19 protein-coding genes are annotated in these 16,837 nt (G+C 64.1%); 8 read left to right on the top strand and 11 right to left on the bottom strand.

The window, feature by feature from the left end:
• Positions 1 to 10: 10 nt before the first annotated feature.
• The 3 genes from AC1DYW_RS00465 to AC1DYW_RS00455 all read left to right on the top strand — a co-directional run bounded on the left by AC1DYW_RS00465 (position 11) and on the right by AC1DYW_RS00455 (position 2,033).
• Positions 11 to 358, top strand: a complete 348-nt coding sequence (locus AC1DYW_RS00465; protein ID WP_477224735.1) for a VOC family protein — start codon at positions 11 to 13, stop codon at positions 356 to 358.
• Positions 359 to 442: 84 nt separating this feature from the next.
• Positions 443 to 1,546 (top strand): 3-isopropylmalate dehydrogenase, encoded by a 1,104-nt coding sequence (gene leuB / locus AC1DYW_RS00460; RefSeq protein WP_477224734.1) that lies wholly within the window; start codon positions 443 to 445, stop codon positions 1,544 to 1,546.
• A 4-nt stretch (positions 1,547 to 1,550) separates the two neighbouring features.
• On the top strand, positions 1,551 to 2,033 hold the full coding sequence (locus AC1DYW_RS00455) for a GNAT family N-acetyltransferase (protein WP_457152370.1): 483 nt from the start codon (positions 1,551 to 1,553) through the stop codon (positions 2,031 to 2,033).
• Here the strand turns inward: AC1DYW_RS00455 and AC1DYW_RS00450 are convergent.
• Together AC1DYW_RS00450 and AC1DYW_RS00445 are read right to left on the bottom strand one after the other, a co-directional pair.
• Positions 2,023 to 2,733 (bottom strand): DUF805 domain-containing protein, encoded by a 711-nt coding sequence (locus tag AC1DYW_RS00450; RefSeq protein WP_457152371.1) that lies wholly within the window; start codon positions 2,731 to 2,733, stop codon positions 2,023 to 2,025. The genes AC1DYW_RS00455 and AC1DYW_RS00450 overlap by 11 nt on opposite strands.
• 116 nt (positions 2,734 to 2,849) lie before the next feature.
• Positions 2,850 to 4,727 carry a DEAD/DEAH box helicase gene (locus AC1DYW_RS00445; RefSeq protein ID WP_477224733.1) on the bottom strand — a complete coding sequence of 626 codons (1,878 nt, stop codon included), beginning with the start codon at positions 4,725 to 4,727 and terminating at the stop codon, positions 2,850 to 2,852.
• Between the two features lie 444 nt (positions 4,728 to 5,171).
• Here AC1DYW_RS00445 and AC1DYW_RS00440 point away from each other — a divergent pair, with 444 nt between their 5' ends.
• A complete protein-coding gene (locus AC1DYW_RS00440) occupies positions 5,172 to 6,206 on the top strand; it encodes an aspartate-semialdehyde dehydrogenase (RefSeq protein WP_477224732.1) in 1,035 nt (344 codons plus the stop codon).
• Between the two features lie 199 nt (positions 6,207 to 6,405).
• Entirely contained in the window at positions 6,406 to 6,861 is a 456-nt protein-coding gene (locus tag AC1DYW_RS00435; protein ID WP_457152337.1) for a GNAT family N-acetyltransferase, read from the top strand.
• Between the two features lies 1 nt (position 6,862).
• Here the strand turns inward: AC1DYW_RS00435 and AC1DYW_RS00430 are convergent, their stop codons facing one another.
• Positions 6,863 to 7,270 (bottom strand): ACT domain-containing protein, encoded by a 408-nt coding sequence (locus AC1DYW_RS00430; RefSeq protein WP_457152338.1) that lies wholly within the window; start codon positions 7,268 to 7,270, stop codon positions 6,863 to 6,865.
• Between the two features lie 178 nt (positions 7,271 to 7,448).
• Between AC1DYW_RS00430 and AC1DYW_RS00425 the strand changes: the two genes are divergently transcribed.
• The 3 genes from AC1DYW_RS00425 to AC1DYW_RS00415 all read left to right on the top strand — a co-directional run bounded on the left by AC1DYW_RS00425 (position 7,449) and on the right by AC1DYW_RS00415 (position 9,494).
• Positions 7,449 to 8,354, top strand: coding sequence for a bestrophin family protein (locus tag AC1DYW_RS00425; RefSeq protein WP_457152339.1), 906 nt, complete (start codon positions 7,449 to 7,451; stop codon positions 8,352 to 8,354).
• A 184-nt stretch (positions 8,355 to 8,538) separates the two neighbouring features.
• On the top strand, positions 8,539 to 8,949 hold the full coding sequence (locus AC1DYW_RS00420; RefSeq protein WP_457152340.1) for a DoxX family protein: 411 nt from the start codon (positions 8,539 to 8,541) through the stop codon (positions 8,947 to 8,949).
• Between the two features lie 17 nt (positions 8,950 to 8,966).
• Entirely contained in the window at positions 8,967 to 9,494 is a 528-nt protein-coding gene (locus tag AC1DYW_RS00415) for an SRPBCC family protein (protein WP_477224731.1), read from the top strand.
• Positions 9,495 to 9,568: 74 nt separating this feature from the next.
• On the opposite strand, the gene rpsP is transcribed toward AC1DYW_RS00415, so the two are convergent.
• The 8 genes from rpsP to AC1DYW_RS00375 all read right to left on the bottom strand — a co-directional run bounded on the left by rpsP (position 9,569) and on the right by AC1DYW_RS00375 (position 16,813).
• Positions 9,569 to 9,970 (bottom strand): 30S ribosomal protein S16, encoded by a 402-nt coding sequence (gene rpsP, locus AC1DYW_RS00410; RefSeq protein ID WP_107651942.1) that lies wholly within the window; start codon positions 9,968 to 9,970, stop codon positions 9,569 to 9,571.
• Positions 9,971 to 10,065: 95 nt separating this feature from the next.
• Positions 10,066 to 10,392: a chorismate mutase gene (locus AC1DYW_RS00405; protein ID WP_477224730.1), complete on the bottom strand. Its 327-nt coding sequence runs from the start codon at positions 10,390 to 10,392 to the stop codon at positions 10,066 to 10,068.
• Between the two features lie 7 nt (positions 10,393 to 10,399).
• Positions 10,400 to 12,001, bottom strand: a complete 1,602-nt coding sequence (gene ffh / locus AC1DYW_RS00400) for a signal recognition particle protein (RefSeq protein WP_457152344.1) — start codon at positions 11,999 to 12,001, stop codon at positions 10,400 to 10,402.
• 264 nt (positions 12,002 to 12,265) lie between these two features.
• Positions 12,266 to 12,526: a hypothetical protein gene (locus AC1DYW_RS00395; protein ID WP_477224729.1), complete on the bottom strand. Its 261-nt coding sequence runs from the start codon at positions 12,524 to 12,526 to the stop codon at positions 12,266 to 12,268.
• Positions 12,527 to 12,588: 62 nt separating this feature from the next.
• Positions 12,589 to 13,587 (bottom strand): lysostaphin resistance A-like protein, encoded by a 999-nt coding sequence (locus AC1DYW_RS00390; RefSeq protein ID WP_477224728.1) that lies wholly within the window; start codon positions 13,585 to 13,587, stop codon positions 12,589 to 12,591.
• Between the two features lie 134 nt (positions 13,588 to 13,721).
• The gene (locus AC1DYW_RS00385; protein WP_095083978.1) at positions 13,722 to 14,318 is read right to left on the bottom strand and encodes a DUF1236 domain-containing protein; all 597 of its coding nucleotides are present in this window, start codon (positions 14,316 to 14,318) and stop codon (positions 13,722 to 13,724) included.
• 64 nt (positions 14,319 to 14,382) lie between these two features.
• A complete protein-coding gene (locus AC1DYW_RS00380) occupies positions 14,383 to 15,480 on the bottom strand; it encodes a zinc-binding metallopeptidase family protein (protein ID WP_457152346.1) in 1,098 nt (365 codons plus the stop codon).
• A gap of 85 nt (positions 15,481 to 15,565) precedes the next feature.
• Entirely contained in the window at positions 15,566 to 16,813 is a 1,248-nt protein-coding gene (locus tag AC1DYW_RS00375; protein WP_477224727.1) for a flavin monoamine oxidase family protein, read from the bottom strand.
• Positions 16,814 to 16,837 lie beyond the last annotated feature (24 nt).

Raw genomic sequence — 16,837 nt, 5'->3', positions numbered from 1 at the left:
CGGGCAGGCGATGAAAGTCCTGCGTATCGTTGCCAACATCGAGACATCCGACATCGCGGCGGCGAAGCGCTTCTACCAGGACGTGCTCGGCCTCGACGTGGTCATGGACCATGGCTGGAGGACCTTGGGCTCGCAAGACAAAATGAACGTTCAGATCAGCTTCGCCGCCGAAGGCGGCTCCGGTTCCCCGGTGCCGGATCTCTCGATCGAGGTCGACGATGTCGATGCGGCGCTCGACGCCATGAAGGCGGCCGGCCTTGCCATCGAATACGGCCCGGCCGACGAGCCCTGGGGTGTGCGGCGCTTTTATGTGCGCGATCCGTTCGGCCGGCTGGTCAACATTCTCTCGCATCGGTGATCGCCGTTGTAACGCGCAGGCTTGCGCACCGGGCGCTTGGCGTTTAGCAAGGCCGCGGTTCAATTCTTTCCAGGACGGTTCTCCATGGCAACGAAGCATCTTTTCCTGCTCGCCGGCGACGGCATCGGTCCGGAGGCGATGGCCGAGGTCAAGAAGCTGATCGCCGTCATGAACGACAAGCTCGGCAGCGGCTTTGCCACCGAGGACGGTCTGGTCGGCGGCTGCGCCTACGATGCGCATGGCGCGGCGATTTCCGATGCCGACATGGCAAAAGCAATGGCGGCCGACGCAGTGCTGTTCGGCGCGGTCGGCGGGCCGAAATGGGATGCGGTGCCTTACGAGGTGCGCCCCGAAGCCGGCCTGCTGCGGCTGCGCAAGGACATGGAGCTGTTCGCCAATCTGCGCCCCGCCATCTGCTATCCGGCGCTCGCCGCATCCTCGTCGCTCAAGCAGGAGGTGGTCGAAGGCCTCGACATATTGATCGTGCGCGAGCTGACCGGCGGCGTCTATTTCGGCGAACCCAAGCAGATCATCGATCTCGGCAATGGCCAGAAGCGCGGCATCGACACGCAGGTCTACGATACGTTCGAGATCGAGCGCATTTCGGGCGTCGCGTTCGAGCTGGCGCGCACGCGCAAGAACCATGTCACCTCGATGGAAAAGCGCAACGTCATGAAGTCGGGCGTGTTGTGGAACGAGGTCGTCACCCAGACCCACAAGGCGCGTTACTCCGACGTCAAGCTCGACCACATGCTGGCCGATGCCGGCGGCATGCAACTGGTGCGCTGGCCCAAGCAATTCGACGTCATCGTCACCGACAATCTGTTCGGCGACATGCTGTCCGACATCGCCGCCATGCTGACCGGCTCGATCGGCATGCTGCCGTCGGCCTCGCTCGGCGCACCGGACGTGAAGACCAAGAAGCGCAAGGCGCTGTACGAGCCGGTGCACGGTTCGGCGCCGGACATTGCCGGCAAGGGCATCGCCAACCCGATCGCCATGATCGCCTCTTTTGCCATGTGCCTGCGCTATTCCTTCGGCATGGTCGACGAAGCCGACCGTGTCGAAGCCGCGATCGCCGCCGTGCTCGACCAGGGCTTGCGCACCAAGGACATTCTGTCGGCGGGCATGACCGAGGTCGGCACCGTAGAGATGGGCGACGCGATCATCGCCAAATTCCTCGGCTGATCGCGTGACGGTCGACGTCCGCTGGGCGACGATCGAGGACGCGACCGCGCTCGCCACCATGCTGTGCGAGATGGCCGTGCACTACCGGCAGCCACCGCTCGACCATGAGCGGGCCTTGTTAGCGGCGCGGAAATGGCTCGGCGAGGAAAGTCCGGCCTATCCGCATTTCGCGCTAGCCTTCGTCGAGGGCGAGGTCAGCGGCCTGGCGTCGGTGGCGATCGCGCATCCCGGCATTGATCTCGAGCGGTTGCTGTTCCTCAAGGACCTGTTCGTGCGCGACAAGGCTCGCAACGCCGGCGTCGGCCGGGCGCTGATCGGCTTTCTCGCCGGCCATTGCCGGCGCCATGGCATCGGCCGTATCGACTTGACCACCGAGGACTGGAACGAGGGCGCGCTGCGGTTCTACGACAGGCTCGGCGCCGAGCGCCACGGCCAAAAGGTCTTTCTCAGGCTTTCGGGCGAGGCACTTAAGGCGGCTAAACCCTGATCCCTGCCGGCACCGGTCCCCACTGGTTTTCCCGGGCTTGTGTCGGAATCAGCGCGAAGACCAGGATGATCAGGCTGCCGATGGTGGGGATGAGGATCACCAGACTGAGCCAGCCCGACAGGCCGATGTCGTGCAGCCGGCGGACGATCATGCCGAGGCTGGGCAGAAATGTCGCAAGCAGGAAGGTGCCGCACAGGCCAACGGTCACCGCCGCCGATACGTCGCTGTCGAAATGGCCCATATCCGTATCGGTGAACAGACCGATGCCGCCGATGACCAGCAGGCAAACCGTCCAGAACAGGCAGTAGCCCCAATATTCCTTACGGCGGGCGCGGCCGGCGAAATTGAAGTAGTTCCGCGTCACGCCGCGCCAGAAATAGCCCCACAAATCGGTGGGTTCGGCAGGCCCGGAGGAGCGACCGAAATGCTGGGCCTGGGGTGCACCGGCCGCAGCTTTATTGCCGGCCTGAGGCTGCGCGGCGCTCATGTTGGCGTCGACGGCAGGGGGTGCGGTCTGGGCTGCGATCGAAAAGACGTCGCGCGCCTGCCCACCACCCGGCTGGAACTCGACGGACGTGCCCTTGGACATGGCGGTTTGCCGGCGCAGGTTCTCGCGGGTGAAGGTGTAGCGGTTGCCGTCCGCTCCAGTGATGAAGCCGAAGCCCTGCTCCTCGTCATAATGAAGCACTTCGCCGCGCATATCCTGCCCCCTCTCGCCACGTCCCGGCCAAGATGTGACACAGGGCCGCGCCTATGGGCAAGGCCGCGTTGGGATGCGGCCCGCGTCTTGCGGTCAGGTGAAGCCGCCCCCAGGCCCTACGAGGGCCGCTTCTTCGCCTTCTTGTTCTTCGACGCGCCGGTGTTTTCGAACTTCGGCTTGCCCGGCTTTTTGGCCCACGGCTTTGCCTCGAATGCGGCGGGGCGCTGATCAGCCGATGCTGGTGCCGGTGCACGCTTCTCGAATTTGCGCTTCGGCGCGTTCGGGTCGAAAGGCGCCTTGCCGCGATGCGGTTTCTTGTCGGGTCCCGGCTGCTGATAGCCGGCTCGTGACAGGTCGGGCGTGCCGTCCAGCCGCTTCACAGCGATGTTGTTCTGCAATTTGCGGTCGGGACCGATCGCCGCCAGGAAGCGGTCGGCCCAGTCGGCCGCGATCTGCACGAAGGTCTCTTCCGGCTGCATCTTGATGGCGCCGATCTCGCGCTTGCTGATGCTGCCGGCGCGGCACAGCATCGGGATCAGCCAGCGCGGCTCGGCATTCTGCCGGCGTCCGATCGACAGCGAGAACCAGACGCTGGCGCCGAAATCGTCGCGGCGGCTGGGCGCTTCATCGCGGCGTGCGAAGTTTTCGCCCGCCGGTCTTTCACGAGACGGCGTGAACGGCGCGATTTCCAGGAGATCTTCCGGCGCCGAGCGGCTTGAACGGCACAGGCGCACGAAGGCCGCCGCCACCTGTTCGGCGCCATGCTTTTCGAGAAGCTCACCGATGAAGCCGCGTTCCTCATCCTTCACAGGCTCGCTGAAGGCGGGGTCGGCAAGGATGCGCTCATCGTCACGGCGCAGCACGTCGTCAGCCGAGGGCGGGCTGGCCCATGTCGCCTTGAGGCCGGCGTTCTGCAACAGCCGTTCGGTGCGCTTGCGGGCGCTGTTGGGGACGATCAGCGCGCTGACGCCCTTGCGGCCGGCGCGTCCGGTCCGGCCGCTGCGGTGCAGCAGCGTCTCCGGGTTGGTCGGCAGGTCGGCGTGGATCACCAGCTCGAGATTGGGCAGGTCGATGCCGCGCGCCGCGACGTCGGTGGCGATGCAGACCTTGGCGCGGCCGTCGCGCATTGCCTGCAGCGCATGGCTGCGCTCGTTCTGGCTGAGTTCGCCCGACAGCGCGACGACGGAAAAGTTGCGGTTGTTGAAGCGCGCGGTGAGATGGTTGACGGCGGCACGCGTGTTGCAGAACACCAGCGCGTTCTTGGCCTCATAAAAGCGCAGCACGTTGATGATGGCGTTCTCGCGGTCGGCCTGGGCAACGCTCAGCGCCCGGTATTCGATGTCGAGATGCTGCTTTTCCTCGCCGGCGGCCGAGATGCGCACGGCATCGCGCTGATAGCCCTGGGCGAGCGTGGCGATGGAGCGCGGCACGGTGGCCGAGAACATCAGCGTCCGGCGCTCGGCTGGTGCGGCGTCGAGGATGAATTCGAGGTCCTCGCGAAAGCCGAGATCGAGCATTTCGTCGGCTTCGTCCAGCACCACGGCCTTGAGCGCCGACATGTCGAGCGAGTGCCGCGTGATGTGGTCGCGCAGGCGGCCGGGCGTGCCGACGACGATGTGGGCGCCGCGCTCCAGCGCGCGCCGCTCGGTGCGCATGTCCATACCGCCGACGCAGGACGCCACCGTGGCGCCGGTCAGCTCGTAGAGCCATTCCAGCTCGCGCGTCACCTGCAGCGCCAGCTCGCGTGTCGGCGCCACCGCCAGCGCCAGCGGCGCCGCGGCCTGGGCAAAGCGCTCCGCGTCGCCCAGCAGGGTCGGCGCCAGGGCGAGGCCGAAGGCCACCGTCTTGCCGGAGCCGGTCTGCGCCGACACCAGCGCATCGGCCTGCTCCAGTTCGGGCGCCAGGACCGCCTTTTGCACCGGCGTCAGTTCGGAATAGCCGCGCTTTTCCAGCGCCCTGGCAAGCGCTGGGACAATAGCTTCGAAGTTGGACATCTCACTCTTTCGGAATTCGGGGTCTGCGCTCGTCATCGAGCACGTGCCGGGGCTGACGCAGCGCCAGCCAAACAATCTTGGCTGTTCGTACTTCTTGCCGCCACCATTGTACAGGGCACGTGGCCGGACGGCAGGGCAATTGACTCTTGACGCAAACCGCGTAAAAGCCGGCACCGAACAGGACGGTTTCGATGCGCGGCCTTTTGATGGCTCCTCTTGCATTCGATTTCCTTGGCCACAATGCAAATCATTGGGCCGGGCGCGTTGTCGCGTCTTCTCGTTCCAGCAAAACCACGTTCTTGGCCAAAACCGGCAAAACCACCACCAAAACGGTGTGATTCCCTTGGCCTAACCACCCTCTCCCGGGTCCGGCCCGGGGGACGGAACCCGCTTCGGCCGGCGGGTTTTCTCCAAAAACCGAGCGGAGAGGGACAGGAGATCTTTATGAGTTTCAAGGTTGCGATCGTCGGCGCCACGGGCAATGTGGGCCGGGAAATGCTCAACATACTGGAAGAGCGCGGCTTTCCAGTAAGCGAAGTTGTGGCGCTGGCCTCGCGGCGCAGCCAGGGCACGGAAGTGTCGTTCGGCGACCGCACGCTGAAGGTCAGGGCGCTCGACCAGTATGATTTTTCCGACACCGACATCTGCATCATGTCGGCCGGCGGCAACGTCTCCAAGGAATGGTCGCCGAAGATCGGCAAGCAGGGCTGCGTCGTCATCGATAATTCGTCGGCCTTCCGCTATGACCAGGATGTGCCGCTGATCGTGCCGGAAGTGAACCCGGACGCGATCTCGCTGTTCACGCGCAAGAACATCATCGCCAACCCGAACTGCTCGACGGCGCAGCTGGTGGTGGCGCTGAAGCCGCTGCACGATGTCGCCACCATCAAGCGCGTCGTCGTCGCCACCTACCAGTCGGTGTCGGGCGCCGGCAAGGAAGGCATGGACGAGCTGTTCACGCAGACCCGCGCCGTGTTCGTCGCCGACCAGGTCGACGTCAAGAAGTTCACCAAGCGCATCGCCTTCAACGTCATCCCGCATATCGACGTCTTCCTCGACGACGGCTTCACCAAGGAAGAATGGAAGATGGTGGCCGAGACCAAGAAGATGCTCGACCCCAAGATCAAGCTGACGGCGACCTGCGTGCGCGTGCCGGTGTTCATCGGCCACTCGGAAGCGGTCAACATCGAGTTCGAAAAGCCGATCACGGCCGACGAGGCGCGCGATATCCTGCGCGAGGCGCCTGGCTGCCAGGTCTTGGACAAGCGCGAGGACGGCGGCTACATCACGCCGCTGGAATCGGCCGGCGAGGACGCCACCTTCATCTCGCGCATCCGCGAGGATTCGACCATCGACAACGGCCTGTCGATGTGGATCGTCGCGGACAATCTGCGCAAGGGCGCGGCGCTCAACGCGGTGCAGATCGCCGAGCTGCTGGTCGAGCGCGGCCTGATCCAGCCGAAGAAGAAGGCGGCATAGTTTTCGCCTACGGGCCGTATCGCCGCAGCTGCGGCGGGCCCTCCGCGAGGGCGCCGGAAAGCCGGCGGCCCGCGGTCAAGGCCTCGGCCTTGGGCCGGGGCGTTTCTTCCTTCTCCCCTTGTGGGAGAAGGTGGATCGGCGCGTAGCGCCGAGACGGATGAGGGGTGTTCCAGCGGAGTGAGACGTTGGCGTTCCCTTCATGACTAACACTCAGCCCTTAGATATCATCCTGCGTCCGGCCATCGGTTCGGACGCAGCCATCGCGAAGATTATGCGGGCGGCGCTTGGGTCGTTCGACTGGATGCCGGTCATCCATACGCCGGACGAGGACCTTGGCTTCATCCGCGATATCGTGCTGCCACGGCAGCAGTTGACGGTCGCCGAGGCCGGCAAAGCCATTGTCGGCTTCATTGCCGTCAGCGGCGAATGGGTGGAGCAGCTCTATCTCGATCCGGCTTGGACGGGACAAGGCATCGGCAGCCGGTTGCTGATCGACACGACTGCTGCTTTGCCGGTCGTCAGGCTGCATTGCTTCCAAGCCAATACCGGCGCCCGGCGCTTCTATGAGCGCCATGGCTTCATTGCCGAGGGTTTTGGCGACGGCACCAACAACGAGGAATGCCTGCCTGACATCCTCTTTGTCCGCAGGCGTTGATTCAGCCGGCGCTGTCCTTGGCCAGCTGGCGCAGCAGCCCCAGGGCCTCCTCCGCCCGGTCGGCGGGGACGAACAGATGGTCGTGGTAGAAAGCCGAGACCGGGTTGACGCCAATGCCGGCGGCGGCCAGCCGCGTGGTGATGGCGGCGAGGAAGCCGACGGCTTCCAGCGACGAATGGATGTTCAGCGTCACCATCCGGCAGCGGAATGAAGCGGTCAGCCCCGTAGTGCTGGCCGCATCCTCGGTCACGATCAGCGTCACGCCCTCGCGCTCGCGAAAGATCATCATCGGTGCGAGGCCTTCCGGCTGGGCAATGCCGGGCGCCAGCGTGGCGAAGACATAGGTGCCGGCCAGCAGTTCCGGCGTCATCGATGCCAGCAGTGTCTTCAGATCGGTCTCGCCGGCCATTTTTTCCTCTCGACTGATGCAGGGCGCAGGCTCTTCAATATCTGCCGCCGAAGCATACCGATAGTCCGCACACTGCACGCACGACATGGCGATGTCGCTGACGGCTGAGCTTGCCCGCCTGTTGCCTCGCACAATAGCGAAGCTCAGGGCCGATGCCGGTCCGTGAAAAGGTCTTTCGATGATCGTTCGCCCGCGCCCCACCTTCCTGCAGTTGTTCTTCGTCATGCGCGGCTCGGTGGTGCCACGCATCCTGCCGCAGATCCTGGGTTTCGCGCTTTATTCCGCGGTCATCCTCGCCGTGGCGCGCCAGTTCCATCTCGATTTCAGCGTCTTCAACATCACGCCTTTCGGGTTGGTTGGCGTGACGTTGTCGATCTATCTGTCGTTTCGCAACAACGCCGCCTACGACCGCTGGTGGGAGGCGCGCAAATTGTGGGGCACGCTGGTCTTCGAAATCCGCAATCTGGCGCGCGCCACCACCAGTCTCATCGCCGATCCGGCCGAACAGCGCGCGCTGCTGATGGAGGCGCTCGCCTTCTGTCATTTCCTGCGCGGCCAGTTGCGCAAGATCGACAGCATGAAGGACGCCCGCGCCTTCATTGCTACCGAGGCCGACACGGCCGCGAACTTCGCCAACCCGGCGGACGAGATGGTCAGGCGCATGGGCCGGCGCGCCAACGCGCAGCGTCGGGCTGTTCAGCTCGATCCGATCGGGTTCCGCATCCTCGATGAAAGGCTGGCATCGATCACCGCCATCCAGGCGGGCTGCGAGCGCATCGCCGGCACGCCCTTGCCCTTCGCCTATACGCTTTTGGTGCATCGCACGGCCTACATCGTCTGTATGCTTCTGCCCATCGGGCTGATCGCGACCACCGGCTGGGCAACGCCGCTGTTCACGGCGCTGATCGCCTACACCTTCTTCGGCCTCGACGCGCTTTCCGAAGAACTCGAGGATCCGTTCGGCACCGAGGCCAACGACCTCGCCCTCGACGGTCTCTGCCGCGTCTGCGAAATCTCGGTATTCGAAGCGCTGGGCGAAACGCCGCCGAAGATGCTGCCGGCCGAGAAGTTCTATTTTTCTTAGGTGCTCGACACAGGGTTCTGTCGGCCGCCGCGATGTGGAAGCGCGAACGCTGGCGAAGGATCGCAGCAGAACGGCTTTGCTGCCACCGGCGCCAAAAAGAATCCTACCCGTGTCGGATCGCCGACGCATACCGCGTCCTTGGCTTGACCCCAGTGTATAGGGCTCGAAACTTGGAGGAAACACTATGAGCATTTCCGAAACCGCGCCCGTCTCGGCGGGCGCCCTGTGGACCGGCCGCGCACTCAGCGGCGTCATCGTGCTGTTCATGGTCTTCGACGGCGTCATCAAACTGCCGCCGCTCGACATCGTCACGCAGACGATGGTGCCGCTCGGCTGGCCGGCCGACGTCAATGTCGCGCGCATGCTCGGCATCGTCGGTTTGATCTCGACCGCGCTCTACGCCCTGCCGCGCACCTCGGTGCTCGGCGCCATCCTGCTCACCGCCTATATGGGCGGCGCCATCGCCACCAATGTGCGTGTCGACAACCCGCTGTTCTCGCACACGCTGTTCGGCGTCTATCTCGGCGTCATCCTGTGGGGCGGCCTGTACCTGCGCGACCCCCGGGTGCGCGCACTGATCCCGTTCAGCCGATAGATACGAAGGAGAGAGAAATGTTCGGCACCATCCTCATCATCCTGGTCGTCATCATCGCCGCCGTGCTTATCTATGCGGCAACACGGCCAAACGATTTCGTCACCACCCGCACGGCCAGCATCAAGGCCCCGCCGGAAGCGATCTTTCCGCTGATCAATGATTTCAGCCGCTGGCCGACATGGTCGCCTTACGAAAAGCTCGACCCTCAGATGAAGCGCACGCTCCCCGGCCCGACAAGCGGCAAGGGCGCGGCCTATGCCTGGGAAGGCAATGCCAAGGCCGGCAAGGGACGTATGGAGATCACGAATTCGGTGCCGTCCTCGCTGGTGTCGCTCAAGCTCGACTTCGAGAAGCCGTTCAGGGCCAACAACAGTGTCGACTTCACTCTGAAGCCTTCGGGCGACAACACCGCCGTCACCTGGGCGATGCGCGGCAGTCGGCCCTTCATCGCAAAGCTGATGGGCCTGTTCATGAACTTCGACACTTTGATAGGCAAGGATTTCGAGGCCGGCCTCGCCAATCTGAAGCGCCTCGGCGAAAAATAGACTTGGGCGGGCGGCGTTCAAACAAAAACGGCGGGCACAGGCCCGCCGTTTTCGTGAATGCGATACGGCAATACTTATTCGGCGGTGGCGGCTTCCGCCTCGGCCGGCGCAGCTGCAGCGGCCGCGACAGCGGCGGCAGCGTCTTCCTGCGCCTTCTTCAGCAGAGCAGCCCGTTCCTGCGCCTTCTTGCCCGGCTCGGCCTTCTTCGGGTTGGAGCGGGCGTCGCGCTTGGCAAGGCCGGCCTCGTCGAGGAAGCGCAGCACGCGGTCGGTCGGCTGGGCGCCATGCGACAGCCAATGCTTGACGCGGTCGGCGTCGACCTTGACGCGCTCGCCGTCCTTGGGCAGCAGCGGGTTCCACGAGCCGAGCGACTCGATGAAACGGCCATCGCGTGGGGAACGGGCGTCGGCAACGACAACGTGGTAGTAAGGACGCTTCTTCGAGCCCGCACGGGCCAGTCGGATCTTCAAGGGCATTTCTTTTCTCCTAAAAACTCTGATTTCGTTAGTTGGTTTGTGGTTTTCGTTATCCCAAAGCCGCTGCGCAGTTTTGGGCGATATGCACTGGTTTCTCAGCCGGCTTTCGTCACACCGTTGGAAGCGGCGATCTGTTCGTGGTGGCGGATCACTTCGCGGACGACGAAGTTGAGGAATTTCTCCGCGAAATCCGGGTCGAGATGCGCATCCTTAGCTAGCTGGCGAAGGCGGGCGATCTGCTGCTGCTCGCGCGCCGGGTCGGCCGGCGGCAAGCCATGCGTCGCCTTCAGCACGCCTACCGCCTTGGTGCAGCGGAAGCGCTCGGCCAGCATGTGGATGAGGGCGGCATCGATGTTGTCGATCGAGGCGCGATAGTCGGCCAGGATGATGCGTGCGTCAGCCATGTCCTTTTCTTCGTTCATCGCGTCCTCACTTCTTCTTGCCAAGGCCGGGCAGGCCGCCACCGCCCATGCCGGGAAGCCCCGGAAGCTTCATGCCGCCGGGCAGACCAGGCAGGCCACCGCCGCCGGGAAGACCGCCGGGCAGGCCCTTCATGCCGCCGAGGCCGGCCGCCTGTGCCTGCTTCTGCAAGGCTTCGAGCTGCTTGGGATCCATCTTCGACAGGTCGGGCATGCCGCCGCCCATGCCGCCCATGCCCGGCATCATGCCGCCGAGGCCCATCTTGGAGGCAAGGCCGCCCATCATGCCGCGCATCAGGCCGCCGCCTTTGCCCTTGCCGCCCATAGCCTTCATCATGTCGGCCATGCCGCGATGCATTTTTAGGAGCTTGTTGATCTCGGCGGCGTCGGTGCCGGAACCGGCGGCGATGCGCTTCTTGCGCGAGTGCTTGAGGATATCGGGGTTGGCGCGCTCGGCCTTGGTCATCGACGAGATGATGGCGAGCTGGCGGCCGAACATCTTGTCGTCGAGACCGGCAGCGGCCATCTGGTCCTTCATCTTGCCCATGCCGGGCATCATGCCCATGATGCCACCCATGCCGCCCATCTTCGACATCTGCTGAAGCTGGCCGGCGAGGTCGTTCAGGTCGAACTTGCCCGACTGCATCTTCTTGGCCATCGCCGCCGCCTGCTCAGCGTCGATGTTCTCGGCTGCTTTTTCGACAAGCGAAACAATGTCGCCCATGCCGAGAATGCGGTCGGCGATGCGCTTGGGGTGGAATTCCTCCAGCCCGTCCATCTTTTCGCCGGTGCCGATCAGCTTGATCGGCTTGCCGGTGACGGCGCGCATGGAAAGGGCAGCACCGCCACGGCCGTCGCCGTCCATGCGGGTCAGCACCAGGCCGGTGATGCCGACGCGTTCGTCGAAGCTCTTGGCCAGATTGACGGCGTCCTGGCCGGTCAGCGAGTCGGCGACCAGCAGGATTTCGTGCGGGCTCGACACCTTCTTGATGTCGGCCATCTCGACCATCAGCGGCTCGTCAATATGGGTGCGGCCGGCGGTGTCGAGAATGACGATGTCGTGGCCGCCGAGCTTGGCCGCCTGGACGGCACGCCGCGCGATGTCGACCGGCGACTGGCCATCGATGATCGGAAGCGTCGCCACCTTCACCTGCTCGCCGAGCTGGCGCAGCTGCTCCTGCGCGGCCGGGCGGCGCGTGTCGAGCGAGGCCATCAGAACCTTCTTGTTCTGACGCTCGGAAAGGCGCTTGGCGATCTTGGCCGAAGTGGTCGTCTTGCCGGAGCCCTGCAGGCCGACCATCATGATGACGACCGGGGCCGGCGCGTTGAGGTCGATGGCGACGCCCTCGGCGCCGAGCATCTCGACCAGCTCGTCATGGACGATCTTGACGACCATCTGGCCAGGCTTGATCGACTTGACCACGGCGGCGCCGACGGCCTTCTCGCGCACCTTGTCGGTGAAGGAGCGCACCACTTCCAGCGCCACGTCGGCTTCGAGCAACGCACGGCGCACTTCACGCAGCGCGGCCGAGACATCAGCCTCCGACAGCGCGCCGCGGCCGGTCAGGCCGTTCAGGATGGAGCCAAGGCGCTCCTGAAGCGATTCAAACATCTTGCGTCCTTTGATCCCGGTTCATTCGACCCGAGAGGTAATGCGTTCGCGCCAGGTCGCCAAGCAAAAGCCAAAACCAAAAAGCACCCGGGGGCGCTCAGCGCTGCCGGGTGTTGGCCTCCAGGATCGATTTACAGCGCTTCACCTCAAAGAGGCTTCGGCGTCCTGGTCGGCTTGCTCGGAGGGATACTCGTCGCGGAATTCGTGGGGTGTAGACAGGAAATCGGTGGCAGAGTCAAGACAAGGGCCGTGCCGGTAGGGGTCTCAGTGCAAAATGTGACGCGATTGGACATGGCTCAGCAGCGAATTGACATAGGGCTCCATCTCCAGCCTTCGCGCAGTGGACAAGACGCTTGCCCAGATATCTTTCGGGTCGTGGCCGGATGCAATCATGCCCGGCGCATTATGAAACGCGTCCGCAAGCATACAGGCCTTTTCCAGCTTATCGGTCGCGCGAATTTCGATGAGAACAAGGTGCAAAATCCTCAGGATAGTTTCGCTGGTGACGGGCCGAGGATCAATCAATTGAAGTAGCTTCCTTTTTTGCAAGGGCTCGCGCGTTCCGGGCTTTGGTGCAACGGCGTCTATCAGCTCGCCTTCGGGAGCTCGGCGGCTACCCTCAGCGGCGAGCGTGGATGCAGCAGCAACGCAACCGTCAGCATGCTGCAGGCGATGCCGATCAGGGCAATGAGAATTGCATCCGACACCATCCAGCCCGGCCCTTCGAGCGGCTTGGCGCTGAACAAGGCGAAGGAATTGTAACTCTGCTGGTGTGAGATCAGCAGGAATCCGCTCAGATTGTTGCCGAGATGGGCGCCGAACGCAGCCCCGAGATTGCCGGTCGCATAGACCACAAGCGTCAAAAGCAGCGCGAAAGCGGCGACCGAAGCCAGCACGCAGGCGTTGATGGCGGCCGACGAGTTATTGCTCCAATGCAGCGAGGTGAACAGCAGGGCCGGCAGCAACCCCCAGATGAACGGGCTCTTGAACCGGCTTGCGAGACCGCGCAGCAGATAGCCGCGAAACAGCACCTCTTCCGAAGATGTCTGCAGCAAGGTGAGCGCGACGATCGGGATCATGAACAGCAGCCAGGACGACAGGCTGATCGGGCCGCGCGCAATCTCGGGCTGCAGCAGATAAAGCAGGATTTCGGACAGAAACGAGGTGATCAGCACCGCGATCAGCCCCTTGAGGAAGCCCGAACGCGAAACACGACGGCTGACGCTGAAGAGCGCCGACAGCTTCTCGCCATGAACCCAGCGCATGGCGATCCACAGGCCGATCCAGATGCCGGCAAAAGAGGTGAGCGCGGTGAGAATGCCGATCGGCGAGGCGAGGAAGTCCTGCATCGCTCCATCGGCTGACGGAGCCGCAGATGCCTGCCAGGTGAAGAACAGATAGGCGCCGCCGAACAGCACGGCCACGGTCGTTGCGGCCCAGAACAGGATGACGATCGCCGTTCCCACGAACAGGCGCGGCAAGGTCGTCCTGGCATTCGGCGAATGCCGGTAGCGTTCGAAGGCGGCAGGGTCGATCACGCGAATTCCTTGGGCAAGTGCTTCGGGGGCAAGTGCTTCAGGTCGCATGATCTAGGAGATCGCCGTCTCGCGCGCAATCATATCTGCCTCGCGGACTTCGACGGTTCGCACGCACCGATCCGACGTGGCGACACGCCATAAGGCGACCGCCGCTGCACTTCGCAGCGGTCACCCCGTTAACGTCAACGCACCACGTACATGATGCGCCGTGTCGACGGATCGACCAGTGCCGGCTGGCCGTTCACATAGACATAGCGATAGCTGTAGTCCGGAATTTCGCGCAGCTCGACCGTGTCGGGCAAGGTCGCGCCGGTCACCACCTCGCCATCTAGATAGACGGGGTCGAGGCGATGCGCGCCGACATAGGTTCTGACCTCGGTCGGAGGCGGGGGAAAGGCATCGTTGAGCGGATCGCTGGCGATGATCGCTCCGGTGTAGTCGGTCGAGTAGCCCTCCGGCGGCGAGACGATCGCGACTCTGGAGCCGTGCGGCCGCTGCGTCAGCACCACCCGGCTGCCGCCGAAATCAGCCGTCACATAGTCGGAATAGACCCAGCCCTGACCGCCGGCTTCGGCGATGGTGCACCACTTGCTGTTTTCGATGCAGCCATTGAGTGTCGCCGACTGGCCGGCGGCGAGCACGCCAATCACCGGATATTGCGGACCGGGGCCGGCGCGCACGTTAAGATCGGTGACGGCGGATACAGCGGTGTCGGCAAACGCGGCGCCCGACATGATCGTCAGCATTCCAGCGACTGCGGGAAACAATACGGATCTCATGGTTTTCTCTCCGTTTTCATGGTCCCTCGCCAGCGAAAACGGGGCAGTGGCGCATGCGTTCCAGCTAAAACGCCTGCGCCAACTCACGATTTGTTCCGGCTTCCCTTGGCAAATCAGTCAGAAGTTCGTGAACGAAGGCCAATTTCCGCGCCGTGACATCTGAAATGACGAAGGGGTAGAGGTCGGGCAGGCCCATGCAGCGGTTGATCGAATTGGAGGCTTCCGACAGCACCAGCCAGCGGGCGAGGATCTTTTCAAAAGGGTCAGGTGCTGCGGCAGGCTCCGAGGGCGCCGCCTGCAATCCACCGCCGGTGTCGCCTTGCGGCAAGTCGTTGGCCTCCACGGTCTCAAGCCGGCCGAGCGGGAAGTTCAGCGCATGGACCATTTCCAGCGTGTCGGTGATGTGCAGGTGGTGGGCCCAGGTTTCCGCCCAGTCCTCCCACGGATGCGAAGTGGCATAGGCCGAGATGTGGCTCTGCTGCCAGTCGGGTGGCGCGCCGCTCGCATAATAGGTCTTCAGCGCCTGTTCGTAATCGGCGCGTTCGTCGCCGAACAGCGCGCGAAAAGCCTCCAGCCTCTGGGGATCGTCGCGGATCAGGCGATCCCAGTAGTAATGGCCGAGTTCGTGGCGGAAATGGCCAAGCAAGGTGCGATAGATCTCGCCCATCTCGATGCGCCGCCTTTCGCGCTCGGCCGAGTCGGCTTCGGCGACGTTGAGCGTGATCAGGCCATTGTCGTGGCCGGTCAGGATGCGCTCGCCGCCGGGACCGCCGCCGATCGGATCGGCTAGCAAGTCGAAGGCAAGGCCGACCTCGTCGGCAGGGTTCTGCTTGGGCGCGACCGGCAGTCCGACCGCGAGCAGCGAATAGATGGCACGCTTCTTCGCCGCCTCGACGCGGATCCAGCGGCGGCGATTGCCGTCGACCGACAGATCCGGGATCAGCTGGTTCAGCACGCAGGCGCGGCAAAAAGCCTGTCCCGGCTCGGCCATCCAGTTGCAGGCGCATTCATCCGCATTGGTGCACTGGAAGATGCCGTCGACACCCGACAGCGCAAAACGCGCATGCTCGGGATCGTAGAGCACGAAGCTCGAGCAGTTCAGGCACTGGGCGTTCTCGAAATAGAGGCGGTGGCCGCAATGCGGGCAGTCGAAGAGTTTCATGTTGGTGTCAAACCTTCAGAGCCAGCATATAGGTGCACGGCGGCCCGTGCCCAACGCGAACCGCCGGTCGGTGTTCCGATCGAGGCTATTTTGCCGCAAGCTGGGCGGCGACCTGTCTTGCCACCGCTTCGCCCGACAGCCTTGCCCCACCGCAGGTCTGGATGAGCGGACCGGCGAGGTGCTCGCCGGCGAAGAAGATTTTTTCTGCCACCGGCTGCATCAGCGTCGCACGGGCCAGCGACCGGCCGGGTCGGGCGGCAGCGTATGCGCCGCGAACGAAGCGCTCGCCGCCCCAATTGGTCATCATGGCGCGCGCCACGTGCTTGCGGGTGTCGCTGCCGAAAATGCCGCACAGCCGGTCGACGACGAAGTCGATGCCCGCAGCCTCGCCCGCTGCCGACATCTCCCATGCGAAGTCGCCGCCGACGAAACCGACCATCAGGTCGAGGTCGAAGGGGAAACACAGGAAATAGATGTCGTGCCGGGCCATGCGCTCGATCAAAAGGTCGTCGAAGGGCTGCAGGCCAAGCCTCGTGCCCCGGATCTCGACCGGCAATTTGGTCAGCATGCCCATCGGTAGGTCGAAGAAGGCGCCAAAATGCGTGTCGGGAAGTGCCGGCGTGAATTCGATCTCCTCAAAGGCGAGCACCGAAGGCGAGGCCGTGACGATGACCGCTTTGGCGCGGATGGTGCCTCGATCGGTGACGCAGGCGACATCAGGTCCGTCCCAGAGAATCCTGCGTACCGGCGTCGACAATTCGACCGGCAGGTCGGCGCCGAAACGGGCGACCAGCGCACCAAAACCTTCCTTGCTGAAATAGTTGGGGTCGAGATCGGCGGCTGCCTGAAAGTCGAGGATCGAAATCTCGTCCTCGTCGGCGCCGAAATCCATCGGTCCGGCGAAGGTTGCGGCGGCGCGCGGCGCGTGGCCCTTGGCGAGCAGCGCCGAAAGCCTATCGTCGGCGCCCTGCTTCACCTCATGCTTGGCCAGCAATTCGAATAGCCGCGCGTCGGCCGCCTTCATCTCGGCTTCCTCGGCCTCGCTTGCCTTGCGCTTGCGATAATAGAGATGGTCGACATTCATGTCGTGGTGATGCAGCGTCCAGCCGGCCGCCTGGGCTTCTGGAAAATAGGGGTTGCGGTCAGCGGCGTGCAGCCAGGCGCAGCCGATGTCGAAGGGGATGCCGAAATGCTGGTCGCTGGTCCATGCGCGGCCGCCGATGCGGCCCATCGCTTCGAGCAGCTTGAAGGAGAGGCCGGCTGCCTGCAAGGTCCTGGCCGCGGCCAGACCCGCCGAGCCGGCGCCGATGATCACGACATCAACGTCTTCCATGGCTATTTCGCCCCCGCCACAATA

It is taken from the genome of Mesorhizobium sp. P2_D5, assembly GCF_056404355.1.
Note: the sequence above shows the minus strand (reverse complement) of the source record. Positions and strands in the feature narration are given on the sequence as shown.

Coding starts and splice junctions, on each gene's coding strand:
- rpsP (WP_107651942.1), bottom strand. CDS start 9,970: ATGCCCTTGAAGATCCGACTGGCCCGTGCGGGCTCGAAGAAGCGTCCT.
- AC1DYW_RS00415 (WP_477224731.1), top strand. CDS start 8,967: ATGTTCGGCACCATCCTCATCATCCTGGTCGTCATCATCGCCGCCGTG.
- AC1DYW_RS00435 (WP_457152337.1), top strand. CDS start 6,406: ATGACTAACACTCAGCCCTTAGATATCATCCTGCGTCCGGCCATCGGT.
- AC1DYW_RS00430 (WP_457152338.1), bottom strand. CDS start 7,270: ATGGCCGGCGAGACCGATCTGAAGACACTGCTGGCATCGATGACGCCG.
- AC1DYW_RS00440 (WP_477224732.1), top strand. CDS start 5,172: ATGAGTTTCAAGGTTGCGATCGTCGGCGCCACGGGCAATGTGGGCCGG.
- leuB (WP_477224734.1), top strand. CDS start 443: ATGGCAACGAAGCATCTTTTCCTGCTCGCCGGCGACGGCATCGGTCCG.
- AC1DYW_RS00405 (WP_477224730.1), bottom strand. CDS start 10,392: ATGAACGAAGAAAAGGACATGGCTGACGCACGCATCATCCTGGCCGAC.
- AC1DYW_RS00390 (WP_477224728.1), bottom strand. CDS start 13,587: ATGCGACCTGAAGCACTTGCCCCCGAAGCACTTGCCCAAGGAATTCGC.
- AC1DYW_RS00375 (WP_477224727.1), bottom strand. CDS start 16,813: ATGGAAGACGTTGATGTCGTGATCATCGGCGCCGGCTCGGCGGGTCTG.
- AC1DYW_RS00465 (WP_477224735.1), top strand. CDS start 11: ATGAAAGTCCTGCGTATCGTTGCCAACATCGAGACATCCGACATCGCG.
- AC1DYW_RS00445 (WP_477224733.1), bottom strand. CDS start 4,727: ATGTCCAACTTCGAAGCTATTGTCCCAGCGCTTGCCAGGGCGCTGGAA.
- AC1DYW_RS00420 (WP_457152340.1), top strand. CDS start 8,539: ATGAGCATTTCCGAAACCGCGCCCGTCTCGGCGGGCGCCCTGTGGACC.
- AC1DYW_RS00425 (WP_457152339.1), top strand. CDS start 7,449: ATGATCGTTCGCCCGCGCCCCACCTTCCTGCAGTTGTTCTTCGTCATG.
- AC1DYW_RS00450 (WP_457152371.1), bottom strand. CDS start 2,733: ATGCGCGGCGAAGTGCTTCATTATGACGAGGAGCAGGGCTTCGGCTTC.
- AC1DYW_RS00385 (WP_095083978.1), bottom strand. CDS start 14,318: ATGAGATCCGTATTGTTTCCCGCAGTCGCTGGAATGCTGACGATCATG.
- ffh (WP_457152344.1), bottom strand. CDS start 12,001: ATGTTTGAATCGCTTCAGGAGCGCCTTGGCTCCATCCTGAACGGCCTG.
- AC1DYW_RS00380 (WP_457152346.1), bottom strand. CDS start 15,480: ATGAAACTCTTCGACTGCCCGCATTGCGGCCACCGCCTCTATTTCGAG.